The sequence below is a fragment of the Paracoccus shandongensis genome, from assembly GCF_017315735.1.
Taxonomy (GTDB): domain Bacteria; phylum Pseudomonadota; class Alphaproteobacteria; order Rhodobacterales; family Rhodobacteraceae; genus Paracoccus; species Paracoccus shandongensis.
The window spans coordinates 1-12,734 of sequence record NZ_JAFLRK010000021.1 but is presented as its reverse complement, the minus strand read 5'-3'; the positions used below and the strand labels follow the sequence as shown (position 1 = coordinate 12,734).

Annotated in this window: 8 protein-coding genes and 2 pseudogenes; all 10 read left to right on the top strand. The window is 69.5% G+C overall.

Annotated features, from left to right (window positions below):
• Positions 1–23: 23 nt before the first annotated feature.
• Positions 24–161, top strand: a pseudogene (locus tag JX613_RS19960) (IS481 family transposase); the annotation flags it as partial.
• Between the two features lie 198 nt (positions 162–359).
• Positions 360–1,574 carry a PP2C family protein-serine/threonine phosphatase gene (locus JX613_RS13065; protein WP_207101901.1) on the top strand — a complete coding sequence of 405 codons (1,215 nt, stop codon included), beginning with the start codon at positions 360–362 and terminating at the stop codon, positions 1,572–1,574.
• Positions 1,571–1,909: an STAS domain-containing protein gene (locus JX613_RS13060; RefSeq protein ID WP_207101900.1), complete on the top strand. Its 339-nt coding sequence runs from the start codon at positions 1,571–1,573 to the stop codon at positions 1,907–1,909. Before JX613_RS13065 ends, JX613_RS13060 begins: the two co-directional genes overlap by 4 nt.
• 3 nt (positions 1,910–1,912) lie before the next feature.
• Positions 1,913–2,326: an ATP-binding protein gene (locus tag JX613_RS13055; protein WP_207101899.1), complete on the top strand. Its 414-nt coding sequence runs from the start codon at positions 1,913–1,915 to the stop codon at positions 2,324–2,326.
• Positions 2,326–5,355 carry a hybrid sensor histidine kinase/response regulator gene (locus JX613_RS13050; protein WP_207101898.1) on the top strand — a complete coding sequence of 1,010 codons (3,030 nt, stop codon included), beginning with the start codon at positions 2,326–2,328 and terminating at the stop codon, positions 5,353–5,355. The genes JX613_RS13055 and JX613_RS13050 overlap by 1 nt, the downstream gene beginning before the upstream one ends.
• A gap of 10 nt (positions 5,356–5,365) precedes the next feature.
• On the top strand, positions 5,366–7,063 hold the full coding sequence (locus tag JX613_RS13045; RefSeq protein WP_237168557.1) for a DUF3131 domain-containing protein: 1,698 nt from the start codon (positions 5,366–5,368) through the stop codon (positions 7,061–7,063).
• Positions 7,063–8,211 (top strand): acyltransferase, encoded by a 1,149-nt coding sequence (locus JX613_RS13040; protein ID WP_207101897.1) that lies wholly within the window; start codon positions 7,063–7,065, stop codon positions 8,209–8,211. Before JX613_RS13045 ends, JX613_RS13040 begins: the two co-directional genes overlap by 1 nt.
• A 3-nt stretch (positions 8,212–8,214) precedes the next feature.
• Complete coding sequence (locus JX613_RS13035) at positions 8,215–10,044, top strand: glycosyltransferase family 2 protein (protein WP_207101896.1); 1,830 nt, start codon at positions 8,215–8,217, stop codon at positions 10,042–10,044.
• Entirely contained in the window at positions 10,041–11,357 is a 1,317-nt protein-coding gene (locus JX613_RS13030; protein ID WP_207101895.1) for a DUF3131 domain-containing protein, read from the top strand. Before JX613_RS13035 ends, JX613_RS13030 begins: the two co-directional genes overlap by 4 nt.
• Positions 11,354–12,734, top strand: a pseudogene (locus JX613_RS13025) (hypothetical protein); the annotation flags it as partial. The gene JX613_RS13030 and the pseudogene JX613_RS13025, both read left to right, overlap by 4 nt.

Below are 12,734 nucleotides of genomic sequence, written 5' to 3'. Positions count from 1 at the left end.
ACGACACCGAAGCTGGGGGCAGCTACGGGATCTCCGAACAGACGGTCTGGAAGTGGCGGGGTCGCGACGACGTCCACGACCGGAGCCATACGCCGCATCGCTTGCAGACGACGTTGACCCCGGCGCAGAAGGCGGTCGTCACCTACGGCCGCGCGCCCCTACGCCGAAGGCGCCGCGCGCGGCCTTCTGAAGGGCGGCACCCAAGCCGCAGCCGTTGGCGGCCAAAGCCCAACCCCCACCCCTGCGACAACTGAACCGTTTCTTTCGTCTCGACAGGAACCACCCAAGATTGTTAATGTTCGTTAACAATAAACCTGAAGGTGTAATTCCCTCTCTCGCCCCCGAAGACGTCACGCATCATGCCTCTTGATCAAGAACCCGCCCGGCAGAGGCATCTGTCCGACAAGGTCGTCATCGCCGATGACGACGCGACGCAACGCATCTTCGCCTCGACCGTGGTCAGCCGCATCGGCTTCACCCCCGTGCTGGCGCGCGACGGCCTGGAGGCGCTGGAGATGATCGAGCGGAGCGGCGCCTCGATCCTGGTCTGCGATCTCGACATGCCGGGCATCGACGGGCACGAGGTCACGCGCCGGATCCGGGCCACCGACCTGGGGCGCTATATCCATGTCGTGATGCTGACGGCGGCGGGCCAGGCCGAGCAGCGGCGCCTGGCGCTGGAGGCGGGGGTGGACGACTTCATGACCAAGCCCCTGGACGCGGCGATGCTGACGGTGCGGATCCGGGCCGCCGCGCGGCTGGTCGATCACGAACAGGCCTTGTCCGCAAAGCACCGCGCGCTGCAGCTGGCGAAACGGCGGATCGAGCATGACCTGAACGTCGCGGCCGAGGCGCAGCGGCGGCTTCTTCCCAGCCGGACGCGCGACATCCGGGGCTGCCGGTTCGGGACGGCCTTCCAGCCCTCGGCCTATGTGTCGGGCGACATGTTCGGCTATTACCAGCTGCCGGGGGACAAGCTGGGCTTTTATGCCGTCGATGTGGCGGGCCACGGCGTCCATGCGGCGCTGCTGTCGGTGGCCATCGGCCATCTGGTGACGGCCCAGTATTTCGCCGACAAGGTGGGGTCCGATCCCGGCGCGGCGGATCCGGCGGCGATGGTGCAGGATCTGAACGACCGCTTCTTTCACGAGGACGGCACCGAATACTTCACCATGTTCTGCGGCGTGCTGGACCAGCACAGCGGGCGGCTGTTCTTTTGCCAGGCGGGCTATCCCAGTCCGATCCTGGCGCGAGGCGACGGCACGACCGAACTGGTGGGCGACGGCGGCTTTCCGGTGGGCCTGCTGGCGACCGCCGATTACCACAACGGCGTCATCGACCTGGGCGCGGGGGAAACCCTGATCCTGTGTTCGGACGGCGCCATCGAGGCCGAGGCCCCCGATGGCACCGCCTTTGGCGAGGACCGGCTGCGCGGCCTGGTCGCCGAACATGCCCGCAAGGATGTCGAGGCCCTGCCGGGCGCCGTGGTGGCCGCGCTGGCGGCATGGCGGGGCGGGCGGCCCCTGGAAGACGACCTGACGGTCCTTGCTCTGGAAAGGAGCTTTTCTGCATGATCCATTCGCATGTCCAATCCAACGGCCTTTGCGTCATCCGCCCCGAAGGGGACCGGCTGACCGCGCTTGGCGCCAACGCCTTCCGGCAGGAAGCGTCCGCGCTGATCGACGCGGGCAGCAACAGGGTCGTCATCGACCTGTCCGCCGTGCGCTTTGTCGATTCCTCGGGCCTTGGGGCCATCGTCGGGCTTCTGAAGAAGGTCGGCAACCGGGGCGAGGTGGTGGTCTGCGGCCTGGGCGACGCGGTGCGGCAGATGTTCCGCGTCACCCGGATGGAGCGGGTCTTCCAGATCTATCCCGACGCCGACGCGGCGGTGGCCGCGCTGGACGCATAAGGGATGGACAGCCGCGATTTCCCGGTCAAGGGCAGGCTTGACGCGGTCGATGCGGCGATGGCGTCCGTCTGCGCCTTCGTGGGCGACGCGCTGCCCGCCGAAGACCTGATCCGGCTGGAAATCGCGCTGACCGAGGCGCTGACCAACATCGTCCTGCATGGCGGCCTGCCGCCCGGCGCGGGGATCGGCGTGAGCGTCCGCAAGGACGCGCCCGGGATCACCGTCGAGATCCGCGACCCCGGCCGGCCCGTCCCGGTCGCGCTGTTCCGCGCGGCGCGCGATCCCGCCGCCATCGACCCGCTGGAGGAAAGCGGCCGGGGCATCCCCCTGATCGTCGCGCTGTCGGACACGCTGGACTATGACAGCCGGGACGGCGTGAACCGCCTGGTGCTGCGCTTTGCGGGGCAGGGGTCGTGATGAAGGGCGGGCGCGTGGTGCCGGTCTGGCAGCAGCGGTTGCTGCATGTCTGCCTGACGCTGATCGTGGTGGCGGTCTTTTCGGCGCTGGCGCTGGCGCCCTTCGTGCTGTCGCGCAACATGGAGACGGCGGACACGACCTCGATGCGCAACGAGATGTTCGAGCTGCACCTGGGCATCGACGCGCTGCATGGCGCGCTGCTGGACTGGCAGGGGGCCCGCGCATCGGGGCGCGATCCCGGCGAAAGCCTGGGGTTGCAGCTGGACGAGCGCACGCAGCTTCTGGTCCACCGGATCGGCGTGGTGCTGGCCTATCCGGGCGCGCGGGCGGTGCTGCCGGAAAACGCCGAAACGCTGGGACGCATCCGCGACCGCGTGGCGACCCTGGTGGCGCAGCTTGACAGGGCGGCGGGGAACGGGGCCGCGGGTGAGGGGGTCAAGGGCGACGCGACGGCCGTGCGGGACCGGGTGGCGGATCTGCTGGCGCCCGACCTGGTGCAGCTTGACCGCTATCTGACCGACGCCTTCCGCAGGCTGGGCAAGATCAACGCCAACGACCGCTGGCAGCTGACCCGGATCGGGCTGATCGCGCAGCGGCTGGCGTCCTTCCTGCTGCTGGTGGGGGTGCTGACGCTGATCGTCCTGTGGATGCAGCACCGCGTCCTGCGCCGGGCCGAAACCTCGCTGACCGCCGTCATGGGCGACCTGGCCGAGGCGCAGCGCATCGCCCATATCGGCAACCTGCGCCGCGACTACGCGCGCGACACCGTCACTTGGTCCCCGGAATTCGCGCGCATCTGCGGCCTCGACCCCGAGGGGCAGATGACCGGCGCCCAGTTCGAGGCCCTGCTGCTGCCCGCGGACACCGAAAAGGTGCTGGACAGCGAACGCAAGGCCTTTGCCCGCTCGGCCGAGACGCGGACGCCGGTGCGCCGCGACCTGACCTTCCGCGTGCAGCGCGGCGACGGCGAGGTGATCGAACTGGAGGTCCAGTCGGAACTGACCGCCAATCCCGACGGCACCCCGCACAGCATGATGTCCACCGTCCGCGATATCACCGTCGAGGCGCGCGCCCGGCGCGCTCTGCGGGAAAGCGAACGCAGCCTGGCCGCCGCGCAGCGCATCGCCCGCCTTGGCAGCTTTCGCCACAACTACGGCACCGGGCGGACCCATTGGTCGTCGGAACTGTATGTGGTGCTGGGCTGCGATCCGGCGGACGGGCCGCTGCCCCTGCGCCAGATCGTTCACCCCGAGGATTTCGGCGGGGTCGAGGCCCTGTTCGCCGAACTGCTGCGCAGCGGTCCCCCCGGCGGGCAGCGGCAGGCCAGCTTCGACTGCCGCGTCCTGCACCCGGACGGGGCCGAACACTTCATCCGCGGCACCGCCGAGATGAACTATGACGAGGCGGGCGCGCCCGACATGCTGACCGGATCCCTGCAGGACGTGACCACCGACATCGAGCAGGAGCGCGCCCTGCGCGACGCCCTGGCCGAGGCCGAGCGCGCCAACACCGCCAAGTCCGAGTTCCTGGCCGTGATGAGCCACGAATTGCGCACCCCCATGAACGGTGTCCTGGGGATGCTGGGCGCGGTCGAGGCCACCCCCCTGGACGACCGCCAGCGCGAACAGATCCACGTCGCCCGCACCAGCGCCGAGGCGCTGCTGGCGATCCTGAACGACGTGCTGGACATGTCCAAGATCGAGGCGGGCCGGATGGAGCTTGAGGAACAGCCCTTCGCGCTGCGCCCGCTGGTGTCGGGCGTGGTGGATCTGTATTGCGAATCCGCGCGCGCCAAGGGCGTGGCCCTGTCCGCCCGTGTGGGCGACGACCTTCCCGCCTGGATCACCGGCGACCCGCTGCGCATCCGCCAGATCCTGTCCAACCTGGTCAGCAACGCCGTCAAGTTCACCCATGCGGGCCAGGTCACGCTGGACGTGGACCGCGCGCCCCACGGGGCCGCGCGGGACGGCAGGCTGTGGCTGCGCTTTTGCGTGACGGACAGCGGCATCGGCATCCCCGTGGACCGGCAGCAGCATGTCTTCGGCCGCTTCAACCAGCTTGACACATCCTACACCCGGCGCTTCGGCGGCAGCGGCCTGGGGCTGGCGATCAGCCGGTCGCTGGCGGACCTGATGGGCGGGCGGATCGGCTTTGCCAGCATGGCGGGGCAGGGCTCGTCCTTCTGGCTTGACCTGGAAGCCGCCCCCGCCGGTCCCGCCCCCGACACCCATGCCGCCCATCCCGAAACCGACTTGCCCCGCCTGTCGGTCCTGGTGGCCGAGGATAATGCCACCAACCGCCTGGTCGCCCGCTCGATGCTGGAACGGCTGGGGCAGGGGGTGGCCTTTGCCGAAGACGGCCTGGCCGCGCTGGAGGCCGTGGGGCGCGGGGGCTTCGACCTGGTGCTGATGGACATTTCCATGCCCGGGATGGACGGGATCGAGGCGACCCGCCGCATCCGCCGCATGGCCGGGCCCGCCTCCACCGTGCCGGTCCTGGCGCTGACCGCCCATGCGGGGGGTGCCGAACGGACCGCCTGCCTGGAGGCGGGCTGCAACGAGGTGCTGACCAAGCCGCTGGATCTGGACACGCTGCGCCGCGCCCTGACGCGCTGGCTGCCCCGCCCCCCGCAGGCCGAGGCCCCGACAACCGGGCAAGACGAAGGGGGCCTGGAGCAACAGCTTGCCGCCCTGGCCCGTCAGCTTGGGCCCGAGGCGATGCCCCTGCTGCTGGGCGCGAGCCTTGAGGATCTGGCCCGCCACCGCGCCACCCTGGAACGGGCGGCAGGGGGGCAGGCGGTCGATGGGGCGATCCTGGTCCGGGCCTGCCATTCGCTGGTGGGGATCGCCGCCACCCTGGGCCTGCCGGACACCGCCGATGCCGCGCGCCGCGCCGAGGCCGCCCTGAAGGACGCCCCCGCAGGGCCCGGGGATCTTGCCCCATTGCTGGACCTGGTCCGGGAAACCGAGGCCGCGCTGTCCCGGGCGGCCCCCGCCTTCGGCCCGGTCGCGGAAACGGCAGCGCCATGACGGAGAAACGATGACCCCTTCCCGCACGCTTTCGATCGCCCTGGGCGCGGTGGCCGTGGTCCTGCTGATGGGGCAGGGGGCGACAGCCCCCGCCAATCCCCCCGAACCGGGCCTGTTCCAGCGCCTGTTCGGGACCGGCCCGGCCACGCCCGCTGCCGCCCGGACGGATGCGGCCCCCGCCCCGGCGGAACCCGCGCCCGCCCCGGCGGGCGATCCCGCCTTCGCCAAGCCCTTCGGCCGCCACGGCCCCCTGACCCCGCGCGAACGCAAGATGGCCGAAACCGCCTGGGCCTATTTCGAACAAAGGCTCCAGCCCGAAACGGGCCTGGTCAATGCGGTGGGCGCCTATCCTTCGACCACGATGTGGGACACGGCCTCCTATGTCAGCGGGCTGGTCGCGGCCCATGAACTGGGCATCATCGACAAGCGCACCTTCGATCTGCGCGTGAACCAGCTGATCGGCACGCTGCGCAACCTGGACCTGTTCGGGGGCGAGTTGCCGAACAAGGTCTACAACACCAAGACCGGCGAAAAGGTGAACTATGCCAACAAGCCGGGCGAGGTGGGCTTTTCGGTCCTCGACATCGGGCGGATGCTGGTCTGGCTGAAGATCCTCAAGGAACGCTATCCCTATCTGGCCCCGGGCATCGACAACACGGTGCTGCGCTGGAACTTCTGCAACGCCATCACCGAAGACGGGCGGATGCGCGGGTCGGTCGTCACCGCCAAGGGCGAGACGCGCTATGTCCAGGAAGGCCGCCTGGGATACGAGGAATACGCGGCCAAGGGTTTCGCCCTGTGGGATTTCGACGTGGCGGGCGCGCTGTCGCCCGAACCCGTGACCTATACCGAGATCTATGGCGTGCGCGTCCCCGTTGACGCCCGCGACCCGCGCGTCTTCCAGAACATGAACTATGTCCTGACCGAAAGCTATCTGCTGGACGGTCTGGAACTGGGATGGAAGCTGCCCACCGACCGGCAGGGGGACCGCCCCGGCCTGGCGACCCAGGGCTGGCGGGCGGAATTCGCCAACCGCATCTACCTGGTCCAGCAGCGCCGGTTCGAGCAGACCGGCATCATGACCGCCAAGTCCGAACACCAGGTCGAGGGCGCCCCCTTCTTCGTTTATGACGCGATCTGGGCCAACGGTTTCGCCTGGCACACGCTGGATCCCAGCGACGTGTATCAGCCCGACCGCGCCGCCATCGCCGCCAAGGCCGCCGTGGGCATGTGGGCGCTGTGGGACACGCCCTATACCGATCTTCTGCTGGACTCGGTCGCGGATCTGTCCACCGACGAGGGCGGCTTCTACGAAGGCCTTTACGAAAACGGCAACGGCTTCATCCCGGTCCAGAGCGCCAACAACAACGGCATCATCCTGGCCGCGCTGCTTTACAAGGTGCAGGGGCCGATCCTGCAACGGCTGAACGGCAACACGCAGCTGTGGGACACGGCCTTCGCCCACCAGGAAACCCGCGCCAACCGCTGCCTGCCGCAACCGCGCCCGGAACCCGTCTGCTGCAACTGCCAGTCCTTGCCGGACGACCCCCCGGTGCCCGTGACCGAGTTCCAGTATTGCCGCCCCGTGCCGCAGCCCGACGGCACCATCGCCGCCGCCGATTGCAGCCTTGAGAAGCACGGCCTGCCGCTGCCGCAGCCGATCTCGGCCCAGCAGGTCAACCAATGCCCCATGCCGAAGGAACCATGATGGACAAGCAAGCAAAGCCGCGTCTGGTCTGGTTCGACGCCAACCGGGTCTGCGCCGCGATGGGGGTGGTGCTGATCCATTGCACCACGGATTTCTCGGGCGGGGTCTTTCCCAAGGCCGACGCGGCCGACCGCATCGTGCCGGTCTTCCTGCGGTCGGTCGCGGAATTTTCCGGCTCCGAGATGTTCTTCTTCTTCTCGCTGTTCCTGATGGCGATGCGCATCGACCGGCGCAGCCCGCCTTACGGGCAGGCGATGCGCGACCAGGCCCGCCGCCTGCTGGTGCCCTTTGCCTTCTGGACGGTGTTCTATGCCTTCTTCCGCCTGCTCAAGGCCGATGTCGCGGGATACGCGCCCCAGATCTGGGCGCAGCTTGGCGATCCGGGGGCGTGGCTGGGCTTCTTCCTGCTGGGCAAGTCGCAATACCACATGCACTTCCTACCCACGCTGTTCCTGCTGTTCCTGTTCTATCCGGTCATGCGGCTGGCGCTGCGCTTTCCCATCCTGGGGATCGCGCTGTTCGCCACGCTGGGGGCCATGCACCACATCCAGGATTACATCTGGTCCCTGGGACTTGACCCTTCCGTCCGCGATTACCTGATCCGCGCCACCAAGGTGATGGGCTATGTGGGTTACGGCCTTGCGGCCTTCGCGCTTTATGGGTTGTGGCGCGACGGCATCCCGCGCGGGGAATCCCGGCTGATCCGCAAGGGGGCGCTGTATTTCGCGGCCATGGCCTATGTGGCGACGCTGCCCTTTTTCGGCGCGGCGCTGTTTTCGGGGTCCTGGGGCGTGCGGCAGGACTGGTCCTTCTATGGCCACTTCCTGATGCCGCTGATGATGTTCGCGCTGTTCATGGGCGCGCAATACGGGGACTGGTCCCCGCGCTGGAGCTGGCTGGCCCAATTCACCTTCGGCGTCTATCTGGTCCATCCGCTGGTGATCGACCTTTACGACGTGGCGGTGATCGGCGCGGGACTTGCCCCCCACATGGCGCCCTGGCTGGTCGTCACCAGCCGCTTCGCGGTCGTGCTGCCCGCCTCGCTGTTGCTGGCCGTCGGGCTGTCGCGCTGGCGCCCGCTGGCCTGGACCATCGGCCTTGGCCCCGCCCCTTGGGAATGGCGGCAGAAACAGGTCCAGCGGGGCTGACGAATGGACGATTACTTCCGCCGTTTCGAACACCGCCGCCCGCCCGCGCCGCTGCCCTATTCCGCCGGGCGCGAGGCGGTCTGGCAGGCCCTGGCGACGCTCGCTGCGCTGCTGGGGGGATGGTATCTGTGGTGGCGCTGGACGCAGTCGCTGAACCCCGACGCCCTGTGGTTCGCGGTCCCGCTGGTGATGGCCGAAAGCTGCGCCTATGTCGGGTTGCTTCTGTTCATCTACAACCTGTGGAAGGACCAGCCGGTCGCCATCCCCACGCCCGCCGCCACGCTGCACGACACGCTGACCCCTGGCAGCGACGCGCCCGACCGCCCCATCGCGGTGGACCTGTTCTTCGCGACCTACAACGAGGATCCCGAGCTGGTCCGGCTGGGCATCATCGACGCCAAGGCCATCACCTATCCGCACCCCATCGACATCCGCATCCATGTCTGCGACGACGGCCGCCGCCCGGAAATGCGCGCGGTCTGCGACGCCGAAGGCGTGAACTACATCACCCGCGCCACCAACGAGGGCTTCAAGGCCGGCAACCTGCGCCACGCGATGGAACGGACGGGGGGCGATTTCATCGTCATCCTTGACGCCGACACCCGGCCCTTTCCGACGATCCTGGAACACACGCTGGGCCATTTCCGCGATCCGAAGATGGCTTGGGTCCAGACCCCGCAATGGTTCTATGACCTGCCCGAAGGCGTGACGCTGACCGACCGGCTGTCGCGCAGGCTGGGCCGCGCGGGCCGCCTGATCGGGCGGGCGGTCGAGGGCACCCTGGGCGAAATCCGCATCGGCCGCGACCCCTTCGTGAACGACGCCGAGATGTTCTATCAGGTCATCCTGCGCCGCCGGAACCGCGCCAACGCGGCCTTCTGCTGCGGCGCGGGATCGGTCCACCGGCGCGAGGCCGTGATGGAGGCCGCCCTGCGCAGCTTTGCCGCCAGCGTGGACCGCCGCGTGATCGCCGCCGAGGAGGAGATCACCCTGACCAGCCGCGAACCCATGGTCGATGCCGGGCTTCTGTCCGCCATCCGAACCGAGGCCGTGGTGGCCGAGGTGCTGGCCCCCTATCGCTTCCATGTGTCGGAAGACATCTATACCTCGATCCTGCTGCATTCCGACCGGGAACGCGGCTGGAAATCGGTGCTGCACCCGACCTATGAATCACGGATGCTGTCGCCGCAGGATCTGCTCAGCTGGTCGGTGCAGCGGTTCAAGTATGCGGGCGGCAGCCTGGACATCCTGGTGAACGACAACCCGCTGTTCCGGCGCGGCCTGACCCTGCCGCAGCGGCTGATGTATGCCACGACCTTCTGGTCCTATCTCGCCCCCTTGTGGAACGTCGTCTTCCTGGCCGCGCCGGTCGTCTATCTGGCGACGGGGATCGCGCCCGTGTCGGCCTATACGCTGCCCTTCTTCCTGCACGCCATGGCCTTCCTGGTCGCGCTGGAACTGGCGATGATGGCGGGCACCTGGGGGATCGCGGGCTATGCCAGCAAGTCCAGCTACCTGTCCTTCTTCCCCCTGGGGCTGCGCGCCATCGGCACGGTGCTGTCGGGGCGCAGGATTTCCTTTCCGGTCACGCCCAAGGACCGCCAGCATGGCCGCCACCTGCGCCTGGTGCGGCCGCAGATCGCGGTGGTGGCGCTGACGCTTGCCTCGCTGCTGTGGGGCAGCGGGGCGCTGGTCTGGGGCGACACCGGCCACAGCGTCACCGGCGTCGTGACCAATGCCCTTTGGGGCCTCAACAACTGCCTCGCCATGTCGGGGATCATCAGGGCGGCGATGTGGACGCCCGAACCCGAACTGACCGGAGAATCCGAATGAGCCTGCCGACCAACCTGACACGCGCGCGCAGCCACATCATCTTCATCGCGGCCCTTCTTCTGGGGGTGACGCTCATCTTCTATCTGGAAAGGGCGGGACACATGCCCGACAGCAAACCCGACGCGCTTGCCGCCTTTGACGAGGTCGTGCCCCTGCCGCTGGCCGACGGGCTTGGCCGCGCCCAGCAGTCCGACGATTACGCCCGCATCGCCTGGACCTATTTCCGCAACAACACCGATCCCGATACCGGGCTGGTAGGGTCGGTGGACAAGTATCCGTCCACGACCATGTGGGAAACCGCGTCCTATCTGGTCGCCATCGTCTCGGCCCAGCGGCTTGGCATCATCCCGCAAGCCGAGGCCGAGGAGCGCGCGGCCAAGGTGGTAAACGCCCTGTCGCGGCTGGTGCTGTTCGAGGACAGCCTGCCCAACAAGGCCTATGACACGCGGACCTTGCAGATGGTGGACTATGCCAACCGCCCGACCTCGGTGGGGCTTGGCTGGTCGGCGCTGGACATGGGCCGGCTGATGACGGCGCTGAAGATGGTCCAGCTTCACTACCCCGATCAGGCCGACGAGGTCGAGGAGCTGGTGGCCGGATGGGATCTGGACCGCGTGACCCGCGAAGGCCGCCTGAACGGCGCGACCGTGGTGGACGGGTCCGTGCGCGAGAACCAGGAAGGCCGCATCGGTTACGAACGCTATGCCGCCAAGGGGTTGATGCTGTGGGGCGCGGACGCCACCCTGGCCCTGGATGTCGCGCCCACCCTTCAGGTCGTCCGGGTCGAGGGCGTGCCGATCCCGGTGGACACGCGCCTGAACCGCAACCAGACGCCTGCCCTGACCACCAGCGAGCCTTACCTGTTCGACGGGCTGGAATTCGGCTTTGACGCGCTGACCCATGTCTTCGCCACCGTGGTCTATCGCGCGCAGGAAATGCGCTATCGCAACACCGGCCTGCTGACCGGCGTCAGCGAGGGGCACCTGTCGCAGGAACCCCATTTCGCCTATGCCTCGGTCTGGGGCGGGGGCTCGCCCTGGGCGGTGCTGACCTTTGGCGGCGACCGGATCGACAGCCGCCGGACGCTGTCCACCAAGGCGGCCTTCGGGTGGGACGCGCTGTTTTCCACCGAATACACGCAGGAAATGGTGGCCGCCGTGGTGCCCTTCGCCGATCCCGCGCGCGGCTGGCCCGAGGGCATCTACGAGGCCGACGGCACCGTCAACGGATCCTTCACGGCCAACACCAACGCCACGGTCCTTGCGGCGCAGGCGTTCCGGGCCACGGGACCGCTGATGCATGTGCCGCGGTGAGACGGGCCGCCCTCAGCGCCGCTTTGCTGCTGGCCGTTCCAGCCGCGGCGCTGAGCGCGCAATCCTGCCCCGGTCCCGACCTGTCCGTCCCGCCCGCCGGCGCGACATCGGTCGAGGTGCGTCAGGCCGACGTGCCGAACGCCCGCTTTCCGGGGCAATGGCAGCAGGGCCGCCTGGGGGATCTGTCCTATCGCCTTTATCCCGGCGGCTTCGGCACGATCGGCCCTGCCCCGCACATGGAGGCCTGGCGGATCGAGATTTCCTGCAATTCCGACAACCGCACCTGCACCTACCGGCCCTTCGGCGAAGTGCCCGAGGGGATGCAGCCCCGCGCCCGTCACCTGGCAAGCTGCCTGTCGGACCCCGAGCCGCGCAAGACGCCCGCCCCTGCGCCCAAGGAAAGCCCCCCGCCCGCCGCCGAACCCAAGACGCCCGCCAGCCAGCCCGCCCCCGCCGCGCCGAAGGCGGCCGAGGCGCCCAAGCCTGCGGCCCCGGAACCCGCCGCGCCAGGAACGCTGGCGCGAGAACCGTCGCCCGCCGCCCCGGAAGCCGCCTCACAACCTGCCCGCACGGCCCGCGAAACGGCCCCGGCCCCTGCGGCACCAAGGGCGCTGACCCGAGAGCCCGCCCCCGCCGCCCCGCAAGCCGCAGCGGGGCCAATCGCCCGGGAACCGGCCCAAGCCCCAGCGGCGCCGAGGACGCTCACCCGTGAACCGGCGCCTTCCGCGCCGACGCCTGCGGCGCGCGAACCGGCAGCGCCGCCTGTGCAACCAAGGCCGATAACGCGCCAACCCGCGCTCGCCCCGCCCCTTGAAGGGCCGAGGGCGTTCCTGTGCTGGACCGTCCCCGAGGTGGAAGGAACCGGCACGCCCGGGTCCGAGGTGCTTGTCTGCCGCCCGGCCCCGGTGCCGCCGGACGTTCCAGCGGTTCCATCCCGGGAAACGGCTGTTCCACCGCCGGTTCCGCACACTCCCGCCCCGGCAGGGCCGGACGGCGGTCCCGGGGCCGCGCGCCCGTCCGCCGGTCCCGCCGGTTCGCAACGCCAGCCAGAGCCTGCCCCTCAAGGTCCATCCGGCGGCCCCGATGACCGGCCCGACCCGGCAGGGGACCGGGCGGATGCCACCCCCCGGCAGGCCGATGGAGCCGCCGTCCCGGACGGCGGCGTTGCGGCTGCGCCCCAAGTTCCCCGGAGCGCCCCGCCGCCGCCGCGTCCCGCTGACGCAACCGCATCCTCCCGGGCATCCCGCATCGGCACGCCCGACCGGATCAACCTCTTGCCGCTGTCCCGGCCCCGGCGCGACCAGGACCGCCGCCCGCCAGCGCCCGCCCTGACGGCCAGCCCCGCGACACCCGCCCGCCTGGCCCCCCGGGCGCCGA

What these genes read in the sequence shown, in the direction of transcription:
- JX613_RS13065 (WP_207101901.1), top strand. Translation starts at nt 360, where the DNA reads ATGCCTCTTGATCAAGAACCCGCCCGGCAGAGGCATCTGTCCGACAAG.
- JX613_RS13040 (WP_207101897.1), top strand. Translation starts at nt 7,063, where the DNA reads ATGGACAAGCAAGCAAAGCCGCGTCTGGTCTGGTTCGACGCCAACCGG.
- JX613_RS13045 (WP_237168557.1), top strand. Translation starts at nt 5,366, where the DNA reads ATGACCCCTTCCCGCACGCTTTCGATCGCCCTGGGCGCGGTGGCCGTG.
- JX613_RS13035 (WP_207101896.1), top strand. Translation starts at nt 8,215, where the DNA reads ATGGACGATTACTTCCGCCGTTTCGAACACCGCCGCCCGCCCGCGCCG.
- JX613_RS13055 (WP_207101899.1), top strand. Translation starts at nt 1,913, where the DNA reads ATGGACAGCCGCGATTTCCCGGTCAAGGGCAGGCTTGACGCGGTCGAT.
- JX613_RS13050 (WP_207101898.1), top strand. Translation starts at nt 2,326, where the DNA reads ATGAAGGGCGGGCGCGTGGTGCCGGTCTGGCAGCAGCGGTTGCTGCAT.
- JX613_RS13030 (WP_207101895.1), top strand. Translation starts at nt 10,041, where the DNA reads ATGAGCCTGCCGACCAACCTGACACGCGCGCGCAGCCACATCATCTTC.
- JX613_RS13060 (WP_207101900.1), top strand. Translation starts at nt 1,571, where the DNA reads ATGATCCATTCGCATGTCCAATCCAACGGCCTTTGCGTCATCCGCCCC.